This is a genomic window from Actinoplanes siamensis (assembly GCF_016862395.1).
GTDB lineage: Bacteria > Actinomycetota > Actinomycetes > Mycobacteriales > Micromonosporaceae > Actinoplanes > Actinoplanes siamensis.
The window spans coordinates 1-23,794 of the sequence record NZ_BOMW01000029.1 but is presented as its reverse complement, the minus strand read 5'-3'; the positions used below and the strand labels follow the sequence as shown (position 1 = coordinate 23,794).

Below are 23,794 nucleotides of genomic sequence, written 5' to 3'. Positions count from 1 at the left end.
ACCCGCTCAGTCATAGATCGCCTCCACCGTCCACTGGCCGGCGGCCAGCGAGATCAGCACCGCCCGGCCGTCCGACAAAGCCATCTGGAACCGCGCCCGCCGCCGCGCCTCCTCCGGCGCCCACCAGCGCTCCTCGATCGGCCACGGCCCGGCCCACCCGGTGATCTCCAGCGGCGCGGACCGCCCGGCGCTCAGCGTCGCGGGCCGGCCGGTGAGCTCGAGGCGCGCGGAAACTCCGACCGGGAGGCCGAGCTCGTCGTGCACCACCACCGGGATCGGCTCGGGAAGGACCAGGGCGGGCGACGGCCGGGGCAGGCGGCCGGGCCAGGGTGGCAGCCGGGGAGGCCGGGCCTGGCGGCCCGTGTGCTTCGGCGGTACGGCCGGAGCGGCGCCCGCCCGGCCGTCAGCGGCCGCCGAGCCGCGGCCCCGCGGTCCCGTCGCCCGCTCCCCTCCGTCGGCTTCCGCCCCGCGCCCAGCGCTCTCCGGGTTCCCCGCCCTTTCCGGGTTCTCCGCTCCTTCCGCTCTCTCGGCTCTCTCCGGGATCGGGATCGGGAACCCGCGTGGGCCCGGCCCGGCCGGGCGGCCGGGCAGCTCCGGGGCGATCGCGTGATCCAGCAACGGCACGGTGACCAGCCCTGGGACCGGTTCCTGATGCGGCGCGGCCGGCCGGCTCGGCGACCGCTCGTCGCCCCACGGCACCAAGCGCACCTGGTCGTCCCCGGAACGCCCACCACCGATCACCGGCGTCACCACCGCCTCCGGCCCGAGCAGGCCCTGGACCCGGCTGAACGCCCGGTGCGCGCGGTCCCGTCCGGCGCCGGCGTCGCCCCACAGACCGGGTTGCAGGCCGGCGTGCGCCAGGATGCCGTCCGGGATCAGGCTCAGCCGGACCAGCCCGGCGGTCGGCCGGGGCGGCCCGTTCCGGCGCCCGCCGGTCAGCCAGCCGTCGAGCTGCCAGCGCACCCGCTCGGCGATGGCGGCCGAGGTGAGCAGGCCGTCGTGCCGCCACACCCGGTGCAGTTCCTGGCCGTCCGCGGTGACCGCCTCGACGCCGAGCCGGGTGCAGGCCAGCCCGTGCCCGGCCAGCCGCTCGTGCAGGCGCTCGGCGAGCGCCCGGCCGGCGAAGGCGGCGGTGTCCACCCGGTCCAGCGGCTCGTCGTACGTCCCGGAGACCGCCAGATCCGGCGGCGGCTGCCGGACCGCGAGCGGCCGGTGATCGGCGCCGCAGGCCAGCCGGTGCGCCAGCGCCCCGTCGAACCCGAACCGGGTCAGCACGTCACCGGCCGGCAGCGCGGCGAACTCCCCCAGCGTCCGCGCCCCGAGCCGGCGCAGCAGATCGGTGAGCTCGGGCCGGTCCAGCGCCTCGACCGGCATCCCGGCCAGGAACCGCGGCGTCCCTCCGTGCTCGACGATCTGCCCGGTCCGGGCCGCGATCCCGGCCGCGAACACCCCGTCCGCGATCCCCACCTGGCTCTCCACCGCACACGCCTGCGCGATGTGCTCCACGATCCGCTCCGCGGCGGCCTCCTCCCCGCCGTAGTACCGCGACGGTCCCCGGGCCGCGAGCGCGCAGGCTCCCGGTCGTACCACCTCGACTCCGGCCGCGACCTCCTCGACCGCCGCGACCACCGCCTCGAACGTCCGGGCGTCCCGCCCCGGATCGTGCTCCACCACGATCAGTTGCGGACACCGCCCCTGCGCGTCCCGCCGTCGCAGCCCCCGCCGCACGGTCTCCCGCCGGGCCGCCTCGGAACAGGCCAGCACCCGGTTCCCGGCGAACACCGCCACCGGCGCCGCCGCCGGCACGCCCAACTCGATCTCCGCTGCCACCACCGGCCAGTCCGGACACCAGACCAGCAACGTCCGCGATCCCGCGTCCACGTCAGTCCCCCACCCCGGCCCCCGCCGCCACCGCGACCCCGGCCGCCGCGGACCCCGGCGCGAGCCCCGGCGCCGCGGACCCCGGCGCCGCCTGGAACCGCGTCCGCGGACCGTCCGAACCGGTCCGCACGGCAGCCCTCCGCTCCTGGCGGCCACCGTGCGGATCAGCCGCGCCGGCCGGCGGGGAGGGAACGGCGTGCAGGGGACGGTTGTCCGGCACCGCCGAGGGCCCCGGACGTTCCCGGGGCGCGGTGGACCGGGTTTCCGGACGGCCGGGCCGGGTCGTCACACCGGGCATCCAGAGAGTCAGCTCCCGGGGCCGGGCCGCGGCCCCGCGTCCGTTGGCGAGCACTGTCACCTCACGTCGCCGCAGGCGCCCCCAGCCGTCCCCGAGCCCCTCCCACCGGCCGCTGCTGACCTGCAGGGTCACGTCCGCCCCGGCCCAGTCCCCGAACGGCACCAGCACACATCCCCGCTGCCGCGCCCGGGCCGCCAGCCGGCTCACGACGGTCCCGGACACCGCCCCGGGCACGGCCGTGACCACCACGTCCACCCCGTCGATCAGCGCCGCCACCACTGTCGGCCAGTCCGACCCGGGCTCCGGCACGAGGGCGAGCCGCTCCAGCGCGATCCCGCTCTCGGCCGCCGCCAGCGCCCCGAGGGCCGGCAGCCCCACCACCGCACACCACGACCCGGCCCGGGAAGCCGCCGCGAGCAGGGCCAGCATCAGCGAGGTCCCACCCCCGGCCGGGGCCGTCCCGCCGGCACGCACAGCTCCACCACCGGCAGAAGCGTTCCCCCGTCCGCTCCGCCCACCGGCAGGCGCAACCCACCCGCCGGCCGGCGCGATCCGGCCGGCGCGCGCATTCCGATCGGCTGGCACGCTCCGATCAGCCGGGACGCCGCGGCCGGCCGCCACCGTCACCGTGCTCCCCCGCCGCAGCCCACCCCCGGGCAGCAGACTGCCCAGCTCAGCCGCAACCGGCAGCATCCGGTGCGCACCCGGCTCATCCGCCTCGCTCGCCGTACGCACCAGTCCCGCGAGGGCAGCCGTCCCGCTGATCATGCGCCCTGCCATCGTGCCCCGCTCTGTTCCCCGTGTGTTCCTCGAACCGCGGCGACACCCCTGGCGCCCCAGCCGCGCACACCCCCGGGCGCGCCCCGGGCCGAAGCCGAACCCAGCCCCCTCCCGGCAGAAGCCGGTCATCTGATCAACCCGACGTTCCGACAGACAAGAACAGACGCCCCCGCCACCGGCGGCGGCCCGAGTCAGTCATGTCGACGACCCCCGCCACCGGCGTCGGATCACCCCGGGCCGACTCCCCACGGCGGCCGGAGCATCGCCGGCGACGGACGAGACCGATCAGGCCCCGGCCGCGGCCGGCTCAGGCGGCCAGGGGCGGCTGGCAGGAGAACCCGAGCGAGGACTCCGCCACCGTCACGAACTGCTCCGCGGCCCGCAGCAGGTCGTCCGCCTCCCGGGCGCTCACCACATGCGGGATGCCGGCCTCGGCCGCCGCCCGCTTGCCGGCGCCGAGGGCGAAGTAACCGGCCCACTCACCGAACTCCGGCGCGACCATCACCAGCAGCGACCAGACGCTGGTCGCCCTGGTCCGCCGCCCGGACGCGGCCGGGCGGGCGCGGGCGGCGAGCAGAGCCGCGGCCGCGCGCAGAGCGGCCAGATGAGCCGCCGCGTATCGCAGGCCGTCGGGAGTGGTGTGCGCCGCCTCGGACAGACTCTGCCGGGCGATCGCCAGAAGTTGAGCTGGGCTGCGGTGCGGCAGCATGTGCGCCGGGACCGTGGGCGCATCGGCCCGGGCGGTCGCACCGGTCGCGCTCGCCGAACCGGGGACCGGCATCAGGCCGGGGGCCGCGGGGCTCGCCATGGTCGTTTCTCCTCGCCTGTTCCGCATCCGACGTGCCGGCCGAACCGGACCGCTGCGGAGGAAGACGCAACGGGCCTGGCCTGGACCGCCCCCGCGGGGGAGCGGCCGTGAGGCCGGGTGCCGGGGCCCCACGGGCAGTAGGAGCCCCGGCTGCAGACCGGCCGGATGTGAAGCTTCCCCACACCACACCCGGCCGGACACTGCCGGCGGGTCCGCCGCCCACCACCGGGGGTCGAGGGTGGCGAGCGGCGGCCTGCCTCTGTCACGAGGCCCGAACCCGCGAATGCCCGGACCACGCACACGGCACTTCGCGCGTGCCGCGCCCGGAAGACACGCCGCGAAACATGCTCCCGAGGCCAGAACGGACGGCTCGCGAACCGAGTCCGCCAGAACGAGGGCCGCCCGAACGAGCAACTCTCGAACATCCGTTCTAACTACAGCGAAGACTAGCACCCCCCTACGACAAAACCGCGCCACACCGACCACTTTTTCGAACAGGTGATCGACACCGAAAGATCAGCCGGCGACCCGGACGACCGCGTCCCCCGCCGCCGTGCGCATGTAGAGCACGCTGCGCCCAGCGCGCCGCCGGGTCACCAGCCCGGCCTCCAGCAGCACCCGCAGGTGCCCGCCCACCGACCCCAGACCCAGCCCGCTGACCACCACCAACTGGCTGACGCTCCGGGGCTGCTCCAGTCCCGCCAGCACCCGCGCCCGGCCCGCTCCCAGCAGCCTCCCCAGCGCCCCGGGCGCCGTGCCCCCGGGATCCGCCAGCACCCCCGAGGCCCGGTACATCAGCGCGTACCGCGACGAGTCCGGCTCCTGCCAGGCGACCCATCCCCCACCCAGGGTGTTCGGCACGAACAGCAACTGGGCGCCGGAGATGTCCCGGGGCGGATGGTCGTACGCGTTGATCTGCAGCCGGCCCCCGCCCAGCCACCGCGTCCCGCCGCGCATCCGGTCCAGCGCCGCCTGCCACCCGCCCACGCTCAGCTGGCGGGTCCGGGCCAGCACGTCGGCCTCCAGCAGCCGCCGGCGCCGGGGCCAGTCCGGCTCGATCGCGGTGTGCCAGATCCAGGTCAGCAGGTCCGCCATCCGCTCGCCGAGATCGTCACGCGCCAGCGACGCCGGCAGCCGCCCGCCCAGGCTCGCCGTGATGTCGCGCCGGGCGTCCGCAGGCGGGGTCCCCCGGACCACCGCCACCTCCTCGCCGAACGGCCGCTCCGCCACCCACGGCGGCGGCGCCACGAAGTCGGCGATCCAGCCCGGCCGCAGCGCCGCGTCGACCAGCTCCGCGGTCACCGGGTCGGCGGCGAGCCGGGCCAGGTACGCCGGCCGGTGCGCCCGCAGCCACTCCCGGTCCGGCGGGAGCTCCGCGCTGTCCCACCGCAGCCGGATCAGCCCCGCTGTCGTCTCGGCCAGCGACGAGAGCACGAACCGGCTGGCGACCAGCGTGTCCGCGTCGATCTGCCACCAGCCCACGGGACACCACCTTTCGCCGCCACGCGAAACATTAACCACCCGTCCCGGCCCCGGCGAAGACTCACCAGCCATGCATACCTATCGCCAGCTGTTCCGTACGCCGGAATTCACCCCGATCTTCGGCGCCACCTGCCTGCAGAGCGCCGCCGGCACGGTCGTCGGCCTGGCCCTGGCCACCGACGTCTACGCCCGCACCGGATCGCCGTTCCTCGCCGCCGTGAGCATGTTCGGCCCGGCCCTGGCGCAGATGGCCGGCGCCACCCTGCTGCTCTCCGCGGCCGACCGCTGGCCGCCGCGCGCCGCCGCCAGCGGTCTCGCCCTGCTCACCGCCGCGCTGACCGCCCTGCTGGCGCTGCCCGGCCTGCCCCTCGCCGGGGTGTTCGCGGTGCTGCTGGCGATGGGCCTGGCCGCGTCGGTGAGCGGCGGGGTCCGCGCCGGGCTGCTCACCGACGTGGTCGCGGACGCCTATCTGCTGGGCCGGTCCGCGCTGAACATCTCCAACGGCGCCATGCAGATCGCCGGGTTCGCGGCCGGCAGCGCGCTGGTGACAGTGCTGTCGCCGGCCGGGACGCTGCTGACCGGCGCCGGATTCCACCTGGCCGCGGCCCTGGTGATCCGGCTGGGCCTGACCCGGCGCGCCGCGCGGGCCTCGGGCCGACCCTCGGTGGCGGCGACCTGGCGGGTCAACGCGCGGTTGTGGGCGATTCCCCGGGTACGACCGGTGTACGCCGGACTCTGGCTGCCCAACGGCCTGATCGTCGGCTGCGAGGCGCTGTTCGTGCCGTTCAACCCCGCCGGCGCCGGCCTGCTGCTGGCCGGTTCCGCGCTGGGCATGCTCGCCGGCGACGTGCTGGCCGGCCGGTTCCTGCCCCCGCTCTGGCGCCGGCGACTGGCCCCGTCCCTGCGGTTGCTGCTGGCCGTACCCTATCTGCCGTTCGCTCTGCGCCCGTCACCGGCGATCGCGGTGTCCCTGGCGGTGATCGCGGCCGTCGGGTACTGCTCCACGCTGCTGCTCCAGGAACGCCTCGTCGAGCTGACCCCGGACGAGAACCGCGGCCAGGCGCTCGGCCTGCACAGCTCCGGCATGCTGACCATGCAGGCGGTGTGCGCCGCGCTGGCCGGTTCGCTGGCCGAGCTGACCTCACCGGCCACCGCGATCACCCTGCTCGCGGCCGCCTCGGTGACGGTGACCCTGTTGCTCGCGCCCGCGCTGCGCGAGCCCACGGCCCGGCCGGCCGGCGTGCGTCCCGGGGCCCGCGGCCGGGTGAGCGGGTGATCCACGACCCGCGGATGTCAGGATGCACGGGAGGTACGACACGTTCGCGGGCCAGGAGGCGTCATGTCGCAGACCATCGTGATCACCGGCAGCAGTTCCGGCGTCGGCCTGGCCGCCGCCAAGCAGTTGGCGGCGCGCGGCGACGAGGTGGTGCTCGTCGGCCGTGACGCGGGCCGCCTCGCGGCGGCGGTGCGGGAGGTCGGGGAGGCCGGTCAGGGCCGGTCCCCGCGGCACTACCGGGCCGACTTCGAGAACCTCGCGGAGGTCCGGTCCCTGGCCGCCCACCTGCTCGACGACGTCCCGGAGATCGACGTCCTGGCCAACAACGCCGGCGGCATCATCGCCCGCCCCCGCGAGACCGCGGACGGATTCGAGGCCACCCTGCAGGCCAACCACCTGGGCCCGTTCCTGCTCACCCACCTGCTGCGCGACCGGCTGGCCGGCGGCCGGATCGTGAACACCTCGTCCCGCGCGCACCTGCAGGGGAAGCCGGGCACCAACTTCACCGACGACTACCGGTCGTACCAGGCGTTCCGGTCCTACGGGGCGAGCAAGTCGGCGAACATCCTGTTCACCGCCGAGGCCGCCCGGCGCTGGCCGGACGTGCTCAGCGTCTGCTTCCACCCGGGGGTGGTGCGCACCAACTTCGGCGACGGCCGGATCATGCGGCTCTTCTACCGGTACGCGCCCGGCCTGGTCACCCCGGAAGCGGCAGGTGAGCTGCTCACCTGGCTCTGCACCGCCCCCGCCGGGCAGCTGGAGAACGGCGCGTACTACGTCGGCCGCACCGTGACCCGGCCGGCCGCGCACGCCCGTGACCCGGAGCTGGCCGCGGGCCTGTGGGAGGCGAGCCGGGCGGCGACCGGACTAGCCTGATCGGAATGCAGGCCGACGTCACCCTCCACGTCTGGCGGGTGCCGCGGCACGCCGTCGCCTCGGCCATGCTGCGCATGGCCGTCACCCGCCGCCGCCCGCCCGGCGTGCGGTTCGGCAAGTTCCTGGGCACCGGGACCGGGACCACCTTCGGTCCCGGCGACGCCGATCTGACCAGGTGGGCGGCGCTCACCGTGGGCGATCCGGAGGTACGGTTCCCGGCCTGGGACCGGATCGCCACCGGTCACGCGCGGGTCGCCCTGGAGCCGCTGATCAGCCGGGGCACCTGGTCCGGCCACACCCCGTTCGAGCCCACCGGCCGCCGCCCGGACGGCATGGTGCTGGCGCTGACCCGCGCCCGGCTGCGCCCCACCCGGGCGCTGAGGTTCTGGCGGGCGGTCCCGGCGGTGGCCCGGGAGGTGACCGAGGCGCCCGGCCTGCTGGCCCGGTTCGGGGTGGGCGAGGCGCCGATCGGCTGGCAGGGAACGATCAGCGTGTGGCGCGACGCGGCGGATCTCACCGCGTTCGCGTACCGTCAGCCGGAGCACCGCGCGGCGATCGCCCGCACCCCGGCCGACCGCTGGTACGCCGAGGAACTGTTCGCCCGGTTCGCGGTGCACGGGATCAGCGGTGACCGGTCCGTGCTGGGCTGGGCCGAGCGACAGGAGCGTAGCTAAGCGATGAGGCTCGTAGCGTGGCAGCCGGACGACCTGCTGCGGCGGCTCGACGACGTGGTCGCGGTCTACGGCGAGGCGATGGGCTACCGCCAGGAGCTGCTGCAGACCCGCCGGGGTTACATCGGCTCGCACGTGCGCCGGCCCGGCTTCCGGGCGGTGGCCACGCTTACCACCGAGGGCCGGCTGATGGGCTTCGGGTACGGCTACACCTCCGCCCCCGGCCAGTGGTGGCACGACCAGGTCCGGTCCGCTCTCGGCGAGCCGGCCCGCCGGCAGTGGCTGGCCGGCTGCTTCGAGGTGGTCGAGCTGCACGTGCGCCCGGCCGCCCAGGGGCACGGGGTGGGCGCCCGCCAGCTGCGCGCGCTGCTCGCCATGGCGCTGGGCCGCACCGTCCTGCTCTCCACTCCGGAGGCCGACGAGCAGGCGTCCCGCGCCTGGCGGCTGTACCGGCGCCACGGCTTCGTGGACGTCCTGCGGCACTTCTACTTCCCCGGCGACGAGCGCGCGTTCGCGGTGCTGGGCCGCGAGCTCCCGCTGGCCGAGCAGCCGGTCGAGGACGCGCCCGGCGTCGCCGGCGCCTGACCGTGCCGATCCGCCGCCTGCCCTGGGTCCTGCTCGGGGCGCTCGTCCTCGCCCAGATCTGCTATCCGCTCACCACTGGTGACACCCGGGCCCACCTGACCGTGGTCACGGTGCTGCTCGGCGTCGCCTTCTCGCTGGCCCACGCGTTGCTCACCCGGGGCCCGCGCGCCGCCGGCGCGCTGCTGCTGACCGCGACCCTGGGTGGTTTCGCGGTCGAGGCGGTCGGCGTCGCCACGGGCTTCCCGTTCGGCGACTACGAGTACTCCGGCCGCCTCGGCCCACGGCTCCTCGGCGTGCCGCTGATCATCCCGCTGGCCTGGACCTGGATGGCCTGGCCGGCCTGGCTGGCCGCGCTGCGCGTCGCCCGGCGCCGGATCCCGCGGATCGCGGTGGCCGCGGCCGGTCTGGCCGCCTGGGACCTCTTCCTCGACCCGCAGATGGTCGCCGAGGACTACTGGCGGTGGCGGGATCCGGTGCCCGCGCTGCCCGGCGTCCCGGGCGTGCCGATCGGCAACTACCTGGGCTGGCTGGGCTTCGCGCTGCTGCTGATGGCGGCGCTGGCGGCCGCCGCCGGGCGGTCCGCGGACCTGCCCCGGCCCACCGACGCGCCGGCTCTCGCGCTCTGGCTCTGGACGTACGCGTCGTCGGCGCTCGCCCACGCCGTCTTCCTGCACCTGCCGGCCTCCGCGGGGTGGGGCGCCGTCCTGATGGGCGCCGCGGTCCTGCCCCTGCTCCCGCGCCTGCGCACCGGCACATGACAGTCGCCTGGCTCGCGATCCTGGCGCTGCTCGCCGCGCACACCGTGGGCAACGCGCTGCTGCTGCGCCGTCCGCGCCGGGACGCGGCCACCACCGAGCGGGTCGCCGTGCTGCTGCCGCTGCGCGACGAGGCCGCCCGGGTCGCGCCGTGCCTGCGCTCGCTGCTCGCCCAGCGCGGCCTCGCGGACCTGACCGTCCACGTGCTCGACGACGGGTCCACCGACGGCACCGCCGACCTGGTCCGGGAGATCGCCGGCGACCGGGTGCGGCTGCACACCGGCGCCCCGCCGCCGGCCGGCTGGCTCGGCAAGCCGCACGCCTGCCACCGCCTCGGCGAGCTGGCCGGGGACGTGGACGTGCTGGTGTTCGTGGACGCGGACGTGGTGCTCGAGCCGGACGCGGTGGCCGGGGCCGTGGACCTGTTGCGGGGCAGCGGGGCCGGGCTGCTCAGCCCGTACCCCCGGATCGTCGGCGCCGGACGGCTGGTGCAGCCCCTGTTGCAGTGGTCCTGGCTCACCTTCCTGCCGCTGCGCGGCATGGAGTCCTCGCCGCGGCCGTCGCTGGCCGCCGCCGGCGGCCAGTGGCTGGTCCTGGACCGGGCCGCCTACCTGCGCGCCGGCGGCCACGCCGCGGTCCGCGGCGAGATCCTGGAGGACATCGCGCTGGCCCGCGCGGTGAAGCGGTCCGGCGGCCGGATCGCGCTCGCCGACGGCTCGCGGCTGGCCACCTGCCGGATGTACGACTCCTGGCGCGAGCTGGCCGACGGCTACGCCAAATCGCTGTGGGCGTCGTTCGGGTCCGCCGCCGGCGCGGCCTGCGTCGTGGTCCCGCTCCTGCTGCTGTACGCGCTGCCACCCCTGCTCGCCCCGTTCGCGTCGCTGCCCGCCCTGATCGCGTACCTGCTGGGCGTCACCGGCCGGGTGGCCGCCGCCCGCGCCACCGGCGGCCGGGCGTTCCCGGACGCGCTGGCCCACCCGCTCTCGATCGCCCTGTTCGCCTGGCTGATCGCCCGCTCGTTCCAGCTGCGCCGCCGCAACCGCCTCTCCTGGCGCGGCCGCCCGGTCGCCTGACCGAACGTCCCTGGGCCGGTCAGTCGGCTGCGGACGCCTCCGCACCGAAGGCCGGGCAAGCCGAACTGAAGGCCGGCATCGAGGCCGGTTTCGCGCGGATCGTCACGATGCCGCAGGTGTGGGCGGTAACTCCGGCACGGGGAACTCCTGACGAACAGGCGGCCGGCCCCGCGCGACAGACGGCCCGGCATCACGGATCATCCTGGCATGAGTGAGATCGTGGTGATCGGGGCCGGGGTCGGCGGGCTGGCCGCCGCCGTGCGGCTGGCCGAGGCCGGGCACCGGGTCAGCGTGTACGAGCAGTCCGGTGAGGTCGGCGGCAAACTCGCCGGCTACGAGCGGGACGGTTTCCGCTTCGACACCGGCCCGAGCCTGCTCACCCTCCCGGACGTCTTCGACGGGCTCGGCCTGGACCTGCGTCCCGAGCCGCTGGACCCGGTGGTCCGGCACTTCTTCCCGGACGGCACGGTCCTCGACTCCTCCTCCGACCACCAGGTCTTCCTGGACCGGATCGCCGCCGCGCTGGGCGACGACGCGGCCCGGGACTGGGCCCGCTTCTGGGCGCGCGCCGAGCGCATCTGGCACGCCTCCTGGGACTCCGTCCTGCGCCGCCCGGTCACCGCCGCGACCCTGGCCCGGCTCTCCTGGCGGGTCCGTGACCTGGCCGCGATCGCGCCCGGCCGGTCCCTGCGCTCGCTGGGCCGGCAGTACCTGGGCGACCGGCGGCTGCGGATGCTGCTGGACCGCTACGCGACCTACGCCGGCGCCGACCCGCGCCGCGCGCCCGCTGCACTGGCCGCGATCCCGTACGCGGAGCTCGCCTTCGGCGGCTGGTACCTGCCCGGCGGACTGGTCACCATCGCCGCGGCGCTGCGCGACAGGTGCGCCGCTCTGGGCGTACGACTCCATCTCGGCTCCGCGGTCCGCGGCATCGACGCGGATCGCCGGGTCCGCGGCATCCGGCTGGCCGACGGCACCTTCGTCCCGGCCGACACGGTCGTCTCGAATGTGGACGCCGTCACGCTCTACCGCGATCTGCTGCCCAGCCCCGGACCGCTGGCCGGGCTCGCCGACCGCAGCCTGGCCGGGTTCGTGCTGCTGCTCGGCGTGCGCGGGGAGACCCCGGAACTGGCCCACCACAACGTGTTCTTCCCGCGGAACTACGACGCCGAGTTCGACGCCGTGTTCGGCGGTCCCGGGCGGCGGGCGCGGCCGGCCGGCGACCCGGCGGTGTTCGTCACCCGGGCTCCGGACAGCAGCGTCCGTCCGGACCGGCACGAGGCCTGGTTCGTGCTGGTCAACGCGGCCCCGCAGGGCACCGGCTGGGGGCAGGTGGACTGGCGGCGGCCGGGGCTGGCGCAGGCGTACCGGGACCGGATCCTCGCTCTGCTGGCCGAGCGCGGCCCGGACGTACGGGATCGCCTGCTCTTCGCGGAGATCCGCACGCCGGCCGACCTGGCCGAGGCGACCGGCGCGCCCGGCGGTGCGATCTACGGCACCGCCGGCAGCCTGATCCGCCCGGCGAACCGCGCCCCGGTGGAGGGGTTGTTCCTGGTCGGCGGCTCGGCGCATCCGGGCGGCGGACTCCCGATGGTCACCCTCTCCGCTCAGATAGTCGCTCGGCTCATCGGCGCCGCCTCCGGCTCGCGGGCATCGCGCCCGTGACGGCCGGGGTCGGCACACGTCATTTCCCGGCGTGCGCGGCGAGGAAGGCCTGGGCTATGCCGGAGGCCAGGTCGGCGGGGTTCCTGGCGGCGATCGCGTGGCCGCCGGTCGCCTTCGCCATGGTCTGCAGCGCCGGCATGTTCGCGTCCGGCCCGTAACCGACAGCTATCACCGGCACCGGCTTCGCCGGATCCGCCCCGGCCGTCAGCTTCTTCAGGAAGTCCGCGTGGGACATCTGGAACCGGGTGCCGCCGTCCGAGCCGTCGGTGAGAACCACCACCACCGTCACGGTGTTCGGCTTGACCCGGCCGCGCATCTCGGCGACCCCGTCCAGCACGGTCCGGTAGAGCGGCGTCCCCGCGTTCGAAACCGGCCGGTACGCCCCGATCCTCGCGGCCAGCTCGTCACGCCGCGACTTCCCGGCCGCGCCGGCGACTATCGGCCCGAACGGGACCTCCTCGGTGTGCGCCGGGCTGTTCGCCCCCGGCGTGCCGAAGAACCACATGCCCAGGCTGGTGTCGTCGCCGAACAGCTGCGCCGCGCTGGCGCCGGACTCGCGCAGCAGCGAGGCCTTGGTGACGGTACGCCCGGACCGGTCGGTGACCTTCTCGTTCATCGAGCCGGACGCGTCGATCAGCAACAGCACCTGGAACGCCACCGACTGGTATCCGGACCACTGCCGGGCCGCGCCGAGCAGCGCCTCCGGGTCGGCCGGCACCCTCAGGGCGCCCTTGGTGGCCGCGGCGCGGAACCCGGCCGCGCTCAGCGAGTCCCCGGTGATCGCCGCGCGCAGGCGCTTGACCAGGTCGGCCGGTGCGCCCTTGCGGGTGGCGAACGGGTAGTCGGCGTCCACCTGCCCGTCGGCCGGCGCCGCACCGGCCAGCCGGACGTCGTGCTTCGCCCGCTGGTACGTCAGGAGCTGCTGCTCGGTGACCGGGAAGACGCCCACCTCGTACGTCGCGGCGGTGGAGTCGGTCTCGCCGGCCATCTGGCCGAGCAGCTCGACCGGGTCGGCCGCCGCGTTCTCCAGCCGGCTGCGCAGCGTGAGCGCCTGCAGCTGGGCGAGGCCGGCGTCCGGGTTCGCCCGGGCCGTGGCCTGGTGGATGGCGAAGACGCTGAGCAGGCCGATGCTGGTGAGCATCGGGTCGGGCATGCGGACCGCGGGCAGCCGCTTCTGGATCGCTCCCTGCACCACGCCGGTCCAGGAGGTGGCGCCGTTCGGGGCGAACAGGCTCTCCATCGCCTCCGGCCCGGCGATCACCAGCGGTGACCAGGCGAGCGGGTCGCCGGTGACCGACCAGGCGTGGCCCCGCGACTTCGCGACGGTCAGCCAGGTGCTGCTGGACGGCACCCAGACGTCCGGCTGCGGCTTGGCGGCGAGCACCGCGCCGGGCTCGGCGGCCTGCACCACGACCTCCGAGCAGCGCTGCCCGGGTTCGCCGAGGCCGGCCGCCGCCTGCTGGATCACCGGGGCGATCTCCGGCGCCGCGGCGACCCGCAGCTTCGGGTCCGGGCAGGGCGGCGCGGTCGCCGGGACCGTGGTCGGTGCTGCGCTGGGCTGGGCGACCGGCGTGGCGCCGCGGTTGCTCATCAGGCGCCAGGCGATCCCACCCGCGGCCAGCACGATGAGGACCACCACCGCGGCGGCCAGGAAGGTGCGGCCCCGCCCCGGGGGCGGGTCGTGGTGCGGCTGGCTCCACTCGACCGGCTCGGGCAGTCGTGGATCGGACCACTCGTTCTCGGGCATGCCACCTCGACATCGCGTGAAGATCGACAGCTATCTAAAGGTCGAGACCGATGGTTGCGGATAGTAGTCCGGGATTCAGGTCCCGCAATGCCTCCTTAAGACTCCGCACAGGAACTGGGCACATTCCGGCGTGCCCCCGGGCGACGCGAGGCTGCGGCGGCCCCGGAACCGGATCCGACCGTCAGGATGTCGTCGGCCGGGGAACGGCGGTGGCGACCACGATGAACTCCCCGTCGCCGCTGAGCCCGACCGGCTCACGCCCCCATCCACCGTAGATCCGGTCCACCCGGAAGCCCGCCTCACGCAGCGAGTCACGCAACTGCGGCTCGGTACGGAACCGCAGCGTCGCGGAGTTCGCCAGCTCCCGCCCGTCGGCGAACCGGTAGCGCCCGGTGACGCGCACGGCGCCCGCCCCGATCTCGGAGGCCTCGCTCCACGCCTGCACCACCTCGCCGTCGCCGAGCACCACGGTCCGCCACGAGTCCTCCGGATTCCACTGCTCCCACGGCGCGAACGCCGGGTCCCGGCTGTCGAAGACGAGCCGCCCCTCCGGCGCCAGCGCCCGCCGGAGCCCGCGCAGCGCCGCGTCCCACTCCTCGTCGTCCACGAAGGACTGAGCCACGTGGCCGGTCATGAACGCGGCGTCGAACGAGCGGCCGGGCAGCTGCCCGGCCGTGCCCCGCAGCCACCGCACCTTCTCCCCGCCGGGCTTGCGCCGGGCCGCGGCCAGCGCGGCCGGCGCCGGGTCGACAGCGGTGACCTGGTGACCGGCCCGCGCCATGGCGATGGCCAGCCGGCCGGTGCCGCAGCCCAGGTCGGCCACCCGGGGCGCGGAGCGCTCGGCGAGCACCGCCATGAAGAAGTCGTCGTCCCAGCCCCAGGGACACTCGGCGTCGTAGACCTCGGCCAGCCGCGGGTCGTGGAACTCGCCCAGCCACACACCCAGGACTCTAAACGCGAGGTGGGCAGTTGACTACCCTAAGTGGACATCCGGTCAGAGGGCGCGCACCCCGAACGGCAGCCGGCCGGAGGTGATGTGTTCCAGCACCACCTCGCGGAGCGCGGCCGCGGCGTGCGGCAGGACCGCGGCCCGGCGCTGGGCCAGCGCGATCGTCCGGCGCATCCCGGGCGGCGCCAGCGGCGTGGCCCGCAGCAGCGGCCGGTTGGCCAGCACCATGCTGGGCACCAGCGCGACTCCCAGCCCGGCCTCGACGAAGGCCAGCACGGCGTCCATCTCGCCGCCCTCGACCGCCAGCTTCGGGGTGAAGCCGGCCCGCTCGCAGGCTTGCAGAGTGACCTCGCGGATGTCGTACCCCTCGCGGAACATCACCATCGGGGTGTGCCGCAGCTCGCTGAGCTCCAGCTGCCGCGCCACGGTGAGCGGCGGCCCCTCCGCGACCGACGCCACCACCAGGCTCTCCCGGAGCAGTTCGGTGGTGGTCAGCGCGGGGTCCACGCCGTGCTCGGGCTGCACGATCAGGGCCAGGTCGAGGCTGTGCGCGAGCAGCCCGGCGATCAGGTCCTGCGAGCTGCCCTCGCTGATGCGCAGCTTGACCCCGGCGTGATCGGCGCGGAACGTGCGCAGCACGGTCGGCACCAGTGAGGAGCAGAGGCTGGGGGTGGCGCCCAGGCGCACCTCGCCGCGGCGCAGGCCGACGATGTCCTGCACGGCGTCGCGGGCGGCGTCCGCGTCGGCGACGATCCGCCGGGCCATCGGGAGCAGCGTCTGACCGGCCACGGTGAGGGTCACCGCGCCCCGCATGCGCTCGAAGAGGGGGGCGCCCAGCGACGCCTCGAGGGTGTGAATCTGCTTACTCAACGTAGGCTGCGAGACGCCCAGAATGTCCGCTGCTTGAGTGAAATGCCTGGTCTCGACCACTGCTAGGAAGTACCTGAGTTGTTGCAGCTGCACCGTAATAGCCTACAGCTATGGCCACAGGTCCTATCATGCATTAGACGAATGGATCGGGACTTTCTACCGTTCAGGTTGTGGCGGTAGACACTCCTATTCCCAAGACCAAGAACGCGGCGGGGGCGACGGCAACGCCCACCCCGCGCACGGTGGTCCGGCCCTCGTCGGTCACCTTGAAGATCATCATGGCCGTGAGCGGCATCGTGCTGGTCCTCTTCCTGTTCGTGCACATGGTCGGCAACCTCAAGATCTTCTTGGGCGCCACCGACTTCAACCACTACGCGCACTGGCTGCGGTCCCTCGGCACGCCGCTGTTGCCGGAGACCTGGTATCTCTGGATCCAGCGCGCCGGCCTGACGATCGCCCTGATCGCGCACGTCTACGCGGCGGCCGTGCTGACCCGCCGGGCCCGCGCGGCCCGCCCGGTGAAGTACGCGCACCGCCCCAAGATCCAGTCCAGTTACAGCGCCCGGACGATGCGCTGGGGCGGCGTGATCGTCCTGCTGTTCGCCATCTACCACATCCTGGACCTGACGACCGGGCACCTGAACCCGAACGGCGACCGCGAGCACCCGTACACCAACGTGGTCCAGGACTTCGCGCCCGACCGCTGGTACGTGACGCTCTTCTACACGCTCGCCATCGTGGCCGTCGGTCTCCACCTGGCGCACGGCATCTTCAGCGCGGCCCGGACGCTGGGCCAGCAGACCATGAAGGGCCAGCGACGCGCGAAGCACATCGCGATCGCGCTGTCCCTCGTGCTGGTCGTCGGGTACCTCTCGGTGCCGTTCGCGGTGCTGACCGGATTGGTGGACTGAAATGGCTGAGAACGAGTTCTGGACCGAGGGCGACCCGATCGCCGACACCGCCGCCCCGGACGGGCCGGTCGAGACCCGCTGGGAGCGCCGCCGGTTCAGCGCCAAGCTGGTCAACCCGGCGAACCGCCGGAAGTTGACCGTGATCATCGTGGGCACCGGCCTGGCCGGCGGCTCGGCCGCGGCCACGCTCGCCGAGGCCGGCTACCACGTCAAGTCGTACTGCTTCCAGGACAGCCCCCGCCGGGCGCACTCGATCGCCGCGCAGGGTGGCATCAACGCCGCGAAGAACTACCGCAACGACGGCGACTCGATCTACCGGCTCTTCTACGACACGGTCAAGGGCGGCGACTTCCGCGCCCGCGAGTCCAACGTGTACCGGCTCGCCCAGGTCTCGGTGAACATCATCGACCAGTGCGTGGCCCAGGGCGTCCCGTTCGCCCGTGAGTACGGCGGCCTGCTCGACAACCGCTCGTTCGGCGGCACCCAGGTGTCCCGCACCTTCTACGCCCGGGGGCAAACCGGTCAGCAGCTGCTGCTCGGCGCCTACCAGGCGATGGAGCGGCAGATCGGCCTCGGCAACATCGAGATGCACACCCGGCACGAGATGCTCGAGCTGATCATCGTCGACGGCAAGGCCCGCGGCATCGTGGTCCGCGACCTGGTCAGCGGCGAGATCACCACGGAGATCGCGGACGCCGTGGTGCTCGCCTCGGGCGGCTACGGCAACGTGTTCTTCCTGTCCACCAACGCCAAGGGCAGCAACGTCACGGCGACCTGGCGGGCGCACCGCAAGGGCGCGCTGTTCGCGAACCCCTGCTACACGCAGATCCACCCGACCTGCATCCCGGAGTCCGGCTCGCACCAGTCGAAGCTGACCCTGATGTCGGAGTCGCTGCGCAACGACGGCCGGGTGTGGGTGCCGAAGGCGCAGAACGACAAGCGGGCCCCGGGCGACATCCCGGAGGAGGAGCGCGACTACTACCTGGAGCGCATCTACCCGTCGTTCGGCAACCTGGTCCCCCGCGACATCGCGTCGCGCGCCGCCAAGAACGTCTGCGACGAGGGCCGCGGCGTCGGCCCCGGCGGCCTCGGCGTCTACCTGGACTTCGCGGACGCGATCAAGCGGCTGGGCCGCAAGGCGGTCGAGGCGAAGTACGGCAACCTCTTCGAGATGTACCAGCGGATCACCGGCGAGGACCCGTACGAGGTCCCGATGCGCATCTACCCCGCGGTGCACTACACGATGGGCGGCCTCTGGGTCGACTACGACCTGCAGTCCACCATCCCGGGCCTGTTCGTGATCGGCGAGGCGAACTTCTCCGACCACGGCGCCAACCGGCTCGGCGCGTCCGCCCTGATGCAGGGACTGGCCGACGGCTACTTCGTGCTGCCGAACACGATCAACAACTACCTGGCGGCCGGCCCGTTCCCGAAGATCGACCACACCCACGAGGCGGTCGTCACGGCGCGCAAGCAGGTCGAGGACCGGCTCGAGAAGTTCCTCACGATCGACGGCGACCGGACCGTGGACTCCTTCCACCGCGAGCTCGGCCACATCATGTGGGAGTACTGCGGCATGGAGCGCACCGAGGAGGGCCTGACCAAGGCGATCGGCCTGATCCGGGCACTCAAGGAGGAGTTCTGGACCCGGGTGAAGGTGCCCGGCACGGGCGCGGAGCTCAACCAGAACCTGGAGCGGGCCGGCCGGGTCGCCGACTTCTTCGAGCTGGGCGAGCTGATGTGCATCGACGCGCTGCACCGGCGGGAGTCCTGCGGCGGTCACTTCCGGGCCGAGAGTCAGGCCCCGGACGGCGAGGCGCTGCGCCACGACGACGAGTTCAGCTACGCCGCGGCGTGGGAGTACTTCGGCGCCGACGGCAAGCCGGTCCTGCACAAGGAAGCACTCGAATTCGAGTACGTCCACCCGAGCACGCGGAGCTACAAGTAATGGACATCAAGGTACGGGTGTGGCGTCAGTCCGGTCCCGGCGACCGGGGCCGCATGGTCACCTACGACGTCAAGGACGTCTCCCCGGACGCGTCGTTCCTCGAGATGATCGACGTCCTGAACGAGAGGCTGATCCTCGACGGCGACGACCCGATCGCCTTCGACCACGACTGCCGTGAGGGTATCTGCGGCATGTGCAGCATGGTCATCAACGGCGTGGCGCACGGCCCGGAGAAGGCCACCACGACGTGCCAGCTGCACATGCGGCACTTCTCCGACGGCGACGTGATCGACGTCGAGCCGTGGCGCGCCAAGGCGTTCCCGGTCATCAAGGACCTGGTCGTCGACCGCTCCGCCTTCGACAAGATCATTCAGGCCGGCGGTTACATCAGCGCCCCCACCGGCACCGCGCCGGACGCCCACGCCACGCCGGTCCCGAAGAAGGACGCCGACGCCGCGTTCGAGGCGGCCACCTGCATCGCCTGCGGCGCCTGCGTGGCGGCCTGCCCGAACGGCTCGTCGATGCTGTTCACCGCCGCGAAGATCACCCACCTCGGCCTGATGCCGCAGGGCCAGCCGGAACGCGACAGCCGGGTGATCGACATGCTGCAGGCCCAGGACGACGCGGGCTTCGGGGGCTGCACCAACATGGGCGAGTGCGCGGAGGTCTGCCCGAAGGGCATCCCGCTGAGCCTGATCGGCCGCCTGAACAGCGACTACCGCAAGGCCGTCACGAAGGGCTGACCCTTTCCGCCCCGGTGGCGGGACACCGTGCGGTGTTCCGCCGCCGGGTCACACACTCCAGATGCCCGGCACAACGGCGTGCCGGGCATCCGGTTCCGGCCCGCGCGTTTTCACAAACAGATTCCTTCCCGCCCCGCCGCCCGCCCCCGGACGCCCCGCTCACCGACGGCACCCGCGTCTTCGACCTCCTCCGCGGCCCCCACGCCACGCTCCTCGCCGTCGACTGGCAGGCCAAGCTCCCCGCCCTGCCCGCGTCGGTACACATCCACCGAGTCGCGTCCCCCGCGGCACGGAGCGCCTACGACGCGCACACCCCCATCCTGTTCCTGATCCGCCCCGACAACTACGTCGGCTGCGCCACCCACAGCCCCGGCGACATCACCGACTACCCGAAGCTCATCGCCCAGTAGGTGCGCCCACCCGCGACCAGTCCGCGCAGTCACCAGCCGGCCGCATCCGCAGAACCGGAGCAACCAGCCACCTCCCGGCGTTGCCCCACCTCATCCGACGCGCCGAGACCGACCGCTTCCCGGCGCCGCGAACCTCACTGGCCGCCCTCCAGCGGGTGACCGCTACTTCACGGCGTCGTCCGGTACGGCGCTGCGCACCGGGTCGAGCTTCGCATCGGCATCCGTACCGGCCACCCGGGCCGGCCACCGCCTGGCCATCGCGAGAGCCGCCCGCGCCGGCCGGCGGCCGACGGTCACGAGAGCCGCCGCGACCGCCACCACCACCGCCCCGAGCACCAGAGGAGGCCGAGGCCCGAATCGAACTAGCACCGCCCCGAGGGGAATGGCCACCGTGATCGGCCCGAACATGACCATGTTCCCGGTGGCCGCGACCCGCCCCAGAAGCCGCTCGGCGGTCCCGGTCTGGATCGCCGTGACCCCGGCGATCAGAGTCCACGGCAGCCCCACCCCGGCCAGCACACTCGCAGCGATCATCGCGCCCCACCAGGGCAGAGCCCAGCCCACGCAGGCGGCGGCGAAGATCACCGCCCCGAGAGCTGCGACCCTGGCGGCCGGGAGCCGGGCGAGCAGACGACCGACCAGCAGTCCCCCGACGATCGACCCGGCGCCTTGACAACTGGAGAGAATGCCCAGCTCAGTGGCGGGCCGCCCCAGCCCGTCGACGAGCTGCAGCAGAACAGCGGCGTTGGTCAGCCCGGACACGAAGATCGCCACTGCCGCGACCGCCACGGGGGTACGCAGCGGCTCCCGCCACAGAGTCGTGATCCCGTCGCGGACGCTCCCCCACCCCATCGTCACAGCCCCGGCATCGCCGTCCGCCCGCGGCTTCTCCCCCACGCCGTCCCGATCCCGCAGGCTGGGCTCGGCCGGCAAGCCAGGCTCGGCCGGTGACCCGGGCCCAGGCGCCGCAGCATCCTCGGCGCCCGCACCGCGAACGCCGGGCGCTCCCCACGGATCAGGTGAGTGGAGGCGGACCACGGCGTACAAGCCGGCGGTCAGCAGCGGGAGCAGAGCGCAGAGCAGAACCACCGCGTGGGGACCCCGCCAGGCGTACAGCGCGGCCCCGGCCAGCGGGGCCAGCAGCTTCGTGCCCTCCTGCGCGCTGGACCGCCACCCGTTGACATCGCCCAGCAGCCGTGGCGGCAGCGCCGCCGGGAGAAGGGCGCTCTCCCCGGCGTCGAGAAGGACGTAGCTGAGGCCGCGGATCAGCAGCACCGGATAGATCCAGGCGGCCGACGGCGCCACCAGCAAGGTCAGGATCGCGACGCTGACCAGAACGTCGATCGCGATCAGCAACGGACGCCGCGGGAACCGGTCGACCAGGGCGCCCAGCCACGGGGCGGCCAGGACCGGCGCGTAGGTCCCGAGCCCGGCCAGTGCCGCCAGGCCCGCGGAACCGGTCAGGTCGAGAATCCAGAGGCCGGCGGCCAGGCTCATCGCGGAACTGCCGAACCCGGAACAAAGGGAGATCAACACGAAGAGCAGAGCGTTCCGGCGCATGGACCACTCCCGGGATTGAGCCGTTAAGACTCACATCCTGTGGGGTTGAGCGATTTCATGTCAACCCGGGCTTGCTCCTTCGAAGCTGACCCGCAGCCGCTCCACGGCATCCCGCAACGGTCCCGGAAGCCGCGGCGACGGGGCGCCGGCGGGCCCCGCGCGACCGGTCTCACCAGCGACGTCCGCCCGGCCGGCCGGATCACCGGGTCCCGCGTCGCCGCTGGCCGCACCGAGATCGGACAGTGCTTGCGCGACCAGGTCGAACAGGGCGCCGGGCGGCGCGTCGGGAGCGGCGGACAGGGTCTCGCGAACCAGGGCGGCGCGCGGGAAACGACTGTCCCAGCGCCGGTCGGCGCCGATGCGGCGGTGCAGGTGGAGGGCGGCTTCCCGCAGATGGACGAGGCTGTCGCCGTACCCCCGGTCGAGCTCGGCCCGCTGCGGCCGGGAGTCGCGCTCGGCGGCCTGAGCCAGGCGGTTCCGGCGTTGTTCCGCCGCCTGCCGGCTGGCCAGACCGAGCGCCTCGGCGATCTCCGGCCACGTCGCGCCGGCCCGCCGCGCCTGATCGATCAGGGACAGTTCCTCGGCGTCGAGACGAGCCCGGCGAGCCCGGATCTCCCGCAGATCGGCCAGTTTCACCATGACGCCATCCTACAGGTTGTCAACATTTCATTGACGACCTGTGCCTGTAGGAGTGCGGCGGGACCTCCCGAGATCAAGGCGCCGGCATGGCCCGGACCGTCTCGGCGGCGCCCCGCGCCCGCACGCCCCCCGACGCGCCGCCGGTCAGTTCCCGCCCGGAGTCTTCGCGTCGATCAGCAGCTCGATCCCGTCCAGCAGACGCGCCAGCCCGGCCTCGAAGGAGTTGTCCGGCTGGTCATCGCGGAAGACCCCGCCGGCGATCGCCTGGGCGAGAGCCGGGAAACAGTCCGCGGTGACGAACCGCTCCAGCGCCCCGGCGTAATCGGTCACGTCCGGCGTGCCGCTGAGCAACACCGCGCTGATCTGCGCCTCGCCACGACCGAGGTAGAGGGCGGCGAGCACCATCTGGACGCGCTCCCGGTGATCGAGCGGAGTTTCCGCGAAGGCCGACAGTCCACGGTCGAGCCAGCTGAGCTGGCCCGGCTCCAGCGGTGGCCGTCCGGCCGAGGTCTGCAGGATCCACGGGTGCGCGAAGTAGACCGCCCGCAGCGCCCGTGTCCAGGTCGCCAGGCCGGCGCGCCAGCCCGGCGGGAGTCCGGGCGGCTCGCCGGGGGCGGTGTTCTGCATGAAGACCAGCAGCTCGTCCTTGTTGGCGACGTGCCGGTAGAGCGACATCGGCGCGCAGCCGAGCCGTTCCGCGAGGCGGGCCATGGAGAGCGCGGCGAGGCCGTCGCGGTCCGCGATCTCGATGGCGGTGGCGACGATGCGGTCCAGGCTGAGGGCCGCCTGCGGGCCGCGGGTGGGGCGGTCCGCGACACCCCAGAGGACCTTCAGCGTACGGGGCAGCTCGCTCACCATCGGCACATCGTAGGGCTCGACGGATTTCCGCGTACGCCATACGCTGAATTGCGTAGGGCATACGCAGATAGGGGAACCGACATGGTCCGATGGTGGCGCCGTCCGTGGATCGTCCCGTTCGCGGCGATCGTGGTGATCTTCCTGGCGTTCTCGATCCCGCCGTACCTCAGCTTCGACCCGGCGCGGTCCCGTGTGCCGCAGCCGCCCTCGCTCGGCGTCGCGCATTTCTGGCTGCTCGTGCCGCACGTGCTGTTCGGCAGTGTGGCGCTGGGCACCGCGGTGCTCCAGATCTGGCCCCGGTTCCGCCGCCGGCACCCGGCCGCCCACCGGCGGATCGGCCGCGTCTACGTGTTCGGCGGCGTGCTGCCGGCCGGATTGTGCGCGCTGACCATCGGGGCGTACACGCCGTACGGTCCGTCCACCCGCGCCAGCGACGTGGTCCTCGCCCTGCTCTGGCTGGGCGTCACGGCGGCCGGCTGGCGGGCGGCCCGGCACTGCCGCTTCGGCGAGCACCGCCGCTGGATGATCCGCAGCTTCGCCCTGACCGCCTCGATCATCACCAACCGCATCTGGGCGGCGGTCTTCGTGATCGCCCTGTCCCCGCAGCTGGACACGACCTTCCACGGCGACGAGGGACTGCTCAGTTGGGTGGCGTCCTCGGCGGCGGCCTGGCTGGGCTGGACGCTTCCGCTGCTGGCCGCGCAGTGGTGGCTGGAGCGGGACCACCTCCGCACCCGACGCGTCCACTCCCGCCCATCCGCCAGCCCCACCCCGGAGCCGGCCCTCCCCCACCCGTGACCCCAGCCGCCGGCCCCGGCTGGAGGCGAGACGTCCCTCAACCCGCCCGGCACACCCCGCACGCCCAGCCCGCCGCGACCGGCTGCGGGACTGCTGGGCCCGGGCATCGCGGCCGGCGGCCGCGACGGTGGCAGCCCACGTGGCGGTACATGCGGTGGTCGCGGCAGAGGAGGTGGTAGCGGTGGACACGCTGGTAGCGGCGGGCGGAGTG

21 protein-coding genes and 1 pseudogene are annotated in these 23,794 nt (G+C 74.0%); 12 read left to right on the top strand and 10 right to left on the bottom strand.

Features of this window, described 5'->3' with window-relative positions; all coding sequences use genetic code 11:
* Window positions 1–6: 6 nt before the first annotated feature.
* The 4 genes and pseudogenes from Asi03nite_RS16215 to Asi03nite_RS16200 all read right to left on the bottom strand — a co-directional run bounded on the left by Asi03nite_RS16215 (window position 7) and on the right by Asi03nite_RS16200 (window position 5,249).
* The gene (locus tag Asi03nite_RS16215) at window positions 7–1,881 is read right to left on the bottom strand and encodes a Y-family DNA polymerase (RefSeq protein ID WP_203680638.1); all 1,875 of its coding nucleotides are present in this window, start codon (window positions 1,879–1,881) and stop codon (window positions 7–9) included.
* Between the two features lie 288 nt (window positions 1,882–2,169).
* Window positions 2,170–2,748: pseudogene (gene imuA' / locus Asi03nite_RS38920) on the bottom strand (DnaE2-dependent mutagenesis accessory factor ImuA'); the annotation flags it as partial.
* A 518-nt stretch (window positions 2,749–3,266) separates the two neighbouring features.
* Window positions 3,267–3,668 carry an SAV_6107 family HEPN domain-containing protein gene (locus Asi03nite_RS16205; protein WP_203680758.1) on the bottom strand — a complete coding sequence of 134 codons (402 nt, stop codon included), beginning with the start codon at window positions 3,666–3,668 and terminating at the stop codon, window positions 3,267–3,269.
* Between the two features lie 615 nt (window positions 3,669–4,283).
* Window positions 4,284–5,249 carry a helix-turn-helix transcriptional regulator gene (locus Asi03nite_RS16200; protein WP_203680636.1) on the bottom strand — a complete coding sequence of 322 codons (966 nt, stop codon included), beginning with the start codon at window positions 5,247–5,249 and terminating at the stop codon, window positions 4,284–4,286.
* Window positions 5,250–5,319: 70 nt separating this feature from the next.
* On the opposite strand from Asi03nite_RS16200, the gene Asi03nite_RS16195 reads away from it, so the two are divergent.
* From Asi03nite_RS16195 to Asi03nite_RS16165, 7 genes are all read left to right on the top strand, one after another.
* Window positions 5,320–6,525, top strand: a complete 1,206-nt coding sequence (locus Asi03nite_RS16195) for an MFS transporter (RefSeq protein WP_203680634.1) — start codon at window positions 5,320–5,322, stop codon at window positions 6,523–6,525.
* 63 nt (window positions 6,526–6,588) lie between these two features.
* Entirely contained in the window at window positions 6,589–7,401 is an 813-nt protein-coding gene (locus tag Asi03nite_RS16190) for an SDR family NAD(P)-dependent oxidoreductase (RefSeq protein WP_203680632.1), read from the top strand.
* 5 nt (window positions 7,402–7,406) lie between these two features.
* A complete protein-coding gene (locus tag Asi03nite_RS16185) occupies window positions 7,407–8,075 on the top strand; it encodes a monooxygenase (protein WP_203680630.1) in 669 nt (222 codons plus the stop codon).
* 3 nt (window positions 8,076–8,078) lie between these two features.
* Window positions 8,079–8,657 carry a GNAT family N-acetyltransferase gene (locus tag Asi03nite_RS16180; RefSeq protein ID WP_203680628.1) on the top strand — a complete coding sequence of 193 codons (579 nt, stop codon included), beginning with the start codon at window positions 8,079–8,081 and terminating at the stop codon, window positions 8,655–8,657.
* A 2-nt stretch (window positions 8,658–8,659) separates the two neighbouring features.
* Window positions 8,660–9,415, top strand: coding sequence for a carotenoid biosynthesis protein (locus tag Asi03nite_RS16175; protein WP_203680626.1), 756 nt, complete (start codon window positions 8,660–8,662; stop codon window positions 9,413–9,415).
* Window positions 9,412–10,485, top strand: coding sequence for a glycosyltransferase family 2 protein (locus tag Asi03nite_RS16170; RefSeq protein WP_203680624.1), 1,074 nt, complete (start codon window positions 9,412–9,414; stop codon window positions 10,483–10,485). Before Asi03nite_RS16175 ends, Asi03nite_RS16170 begins: the two co-directional genes overlap by 4 nt.
* Before the next feature lie 207 nt (window positions 10,486–10,692).
* A complete protein-coding gene (locus Asi03nite_RS16165) occupies window positions 10,693–12,150 on the top strand; it encodes a phytoene desaturase family protein (protein WP_203680622.1) in 1,458 nt (485 codons plus the stop codon).
* Window positions 12,151–12,169: 19 nt separating this feature from the next.
* On the opposite strand, the gene Asi03nite_RS16160 is transcribed toward Asi03nite_RS16165, so the two are convergent.
* From Asi03nite_RS16160 to Asi03nite_RS16150, 3 genes are all read right to left on the bottom strand, one after another.
* On the bottom strand, window positions 12,170–13,897 hold the full coding sequence (locus Asi03nite_RS16160; protein WP_203680620.1) for a substrate-binding domain-containing protein: 1,728 nt from the start codon (window positions 13,895–13,897) through the stop codon (window positions 12,170–12,172).
* Window positions 13,898–14,078: 181 nt separating this feature from the next.
* Window positions 14,079–14,837 carry a class I SAM-dependent methyltransferase gene (locus Asi03nite_RS16155; protein WP_239102723.1) on the bottom strand — a complete coding sequence of 253 codons (759 nt, stop codon included), beginning with the start codon at window positions 14,835–14,837 and terminating at the stop codon, window positions 14,079–14,081.
* A gap of 54 nt (window positions 14,838–14,891) precedes the next feature.
* Window positions 14,892–15,815 (bottom strand): LysR family transcriptional regulator, encoded by a 924-nt coding sequence (locus Asi03nite_RS16150; RefSeq protein WP_203680756.1) that lies wholly within the window; start codon window positions 15,813–15,815, stop codon window positions 14,892–14,894.
* A 143-nt stretch (window positions 15,816–15,958) separates the two neighbouring features.
* Here Asi03nite_RS16150 and Asi03nite_RS16145 point away from each other — a divergent pair, with 143 nt between their 5' ends.
* Genes Asi03nite_RS16145 through Asi03nite_RS16130 form a run of 4 tightly spaced genes read left to right on the top strand, consistent with a single transcriptional unit; the run spans window position 15,959 to window position 19,728 of the window.
* Window positions 15,959–16,627 carry a succinate dehydrogenase cytochrome b subunit gene (locus tag Asi03nite_RS16145; RefSeq protein ID WP_275409424.1) on the top strand — a complete coding sequence of 223 codons (669 nt, stop codon included), beginning with the start codon at window positions 15,959–15,961 and terminating at the stop codon, window positions 16,625–16,627.
* Between the two features lies 1 nt (window position 16,628).
* Window positions 16,629–18,575: a fumarate reductase/succinate dehydrogenase flavoprotein subunit gene (locus Asi03nite_RS16140; protein WP_203680615.1), complete on the top strand. Its 1,947-nt coding sequence runs from the start codon at window positions 16,629–16,631 to the stop codon at window positions 18,573–18,575.
* Entirely contained in the window at window positions 18,575–19,318 is a 744-nt protein-coding gene (locus Asi03nite_RS16135) for a succinate dehydrogenase/fumarate reductase iron-sulfur subunit (RefSeq protein WP_203680613.1), read from the top strand. Before Asi03nite_RS16140 ends, Asi03nite_RS16135 begins: the two co-directional genes overlap by 1 nt.
* Window positions 19,319–19,332: 14 nt before the next feature.
* Window positions 19,333–19,728, top strand: coding sequence for an aromatic-ring hydroxylase C-terminal domain-containing protein (locus Asi03nite_RS16130; protein WP_203680611.1), 396 nt, complete (start codon window positions 19,333–19,335; stop codon window positions 19,726–19,728).
* A 162-nt stretch (window positions 19,729–19,890) separates the two neighbouring features.
* Here Asi03nite_RS16130 and Asi03nite_RS16125 read toward each other — a convergent pair whose 3' ends face one another.
* The 3 genes from Asi03nite_RS16125 to Asi03nite_RS16115 form a co-directional block, all read right to left on the bottom strand.
* On the bottom strand, window positions 19,891–21,288 hold the full coding sequence (locus Asi03nite_RS16125; protein WP_203680609.1) for an MFS transporter: 1,398 nt from the start codon (window positions 21,286–21,288) through the stop codon (window positions 19,891–19,893).
* A 60-nt stretch (window positions 21,289–21,348) separates the two neighbouring features.
* Window positions 21,349–21,927 carry a hypothetical protein gene (locus tag Asi03nite_RS16120; RefSeq protein ID WP_203680607.1) on the bottom strand — a complete coding sequence of 193 codons (579 nt, stop codon included), beginning with the start codon at window positions 21,925–21,927 and terminating at the stop codon, window positions 21,349–21,351.
* A 144-nt stretch (window positions 21,928–22,071) separates the two neighbouring features.
* Entirely contained in the window at window positions 22,072–22,785 is a 714-nt protein-coding gene (locus Asi03nite_RS16115; protein ID WP_203680605.1) for a TetR/AcrR family transcriptional regulator, read from the bottom strand.
* A gap of 81 nt (window positions 22,786–22,866) precedes the next feature.
* On the opposite strand from Asi03nite_RS16115, the gene Asi03nite_RS16110 reads away from it, so the two are divergent.
* Window positions 22,867–23,583: a DUF2306 domain-containing protein gene (locus tag Asi03nite_RS16110; protein ID WP_203680603.1), complete on the top strand. Its 717-nt coding sequence runs from the start codon at window positions 22,867–22,869 to the stop codon at window positions 23,581–23,583.
* Window positions 23,584–23,794: the final 211 nt, after the last annotated feature.

Coding starts and splice junctions, on each gene's coding strand:
- Asi03nite_RS16205 (WP_203680758.1), bottom strand. CDS start 3,668: ATGCTGCCGCACCGCAGCCCAGCTCAACTTCTGGCGATCGCCCGGCAG.
- Asi03nite_RS16195 (WP_203680634.1), top strand. CDS start 5,320: ATGCATACCTATCGCCAGCTGTTCCGTACGCCGGAATTCACCCCGATC.
- Asi03nite_RS16190 (WP_203680632.1), top strand. CDS start 6,589: ATGTCGCAGACCATCGTGATCACCGGCAGCAGTTCCGGCGTCGGCCTG.
- Asi03nite_RS16185 (WP_203680630.1), top strand. CDS start 7,407: ATGCAGGCCGACGTCACCCTCCACGTCTGGCGGGTGCCGCGGCACGCC.
- Asi03nite_RS16180 (WP_203680628.1), top strand. CDS start 8,079: ATGAGGCTCGTAGCGTGGCAGCCGGACGACCTGCTGCGGCGGCTCGAC.
- Asi03nite_RS16170 (WP_203680624.1), top strand. CDS start 9,412: ATGACAGTCGCCTGGCTCGCGATCCTGGCGCTGCTCGCCGCGCACACC.
- Asi03nite_RS16165 (WP_203680622.1), top strand. CDS start 10,693: ATGAGTGAGATCGTGGTGATCGGGGCCGGGGTCGGCGGGCTGGCCGCC.
- Asi03nite_RS16160 (WP_203680620.1), bottom strand. CDS start 13,897: ATGCCCGAGAACGAGTGGTCCGATCCACGACTGCCCGAGCCGGTCGAG.
- Asi03nite_RS16140 (WP_203680615.1), top strand. CDS start 16,629: ATGGCTGAGAACGAGTTCTGGACCGAGGGCGACCCGATCGCCGACACC.
- Asi03nite_RS16135 (WP_203680613.1), top strand. CDS start 18,575: ATGGACATCAAGGTACGGGTGTGGCGTCAGTCCGGTCCCGGCGACCGG.
- Asi03nite_RS16125 (WP_203680609.1), bottom strand. CDS start 21,288: ATGCGCCGGAACGCTCTGCTCTTCGTGTTGATCTCCCTTTGTTCCGGG.
- Asi03nite_RS16120 (WP_203680607.1), bottom strand. CDS start 21,927: ATGGTGAAACTGGCCGATCTGCGGGAGATCCGGGCTCGCCGGGCTCGT.
- Asi03nite_RS16115 (WP_203680605.1), bottom strand. CDS start 22,785: ATGGTGAGCGAGCTGCCCCGTACGCTGAAGGTCCTCTGGGGTGTCGCG.
- Asi03nite_RS16110 (WP_203680603.1), top strand. CDS start 22,867: ATGGTCCGATGGTGGCGCCGTCCGTGGATCGTCCCGTTCGCGGCGATC.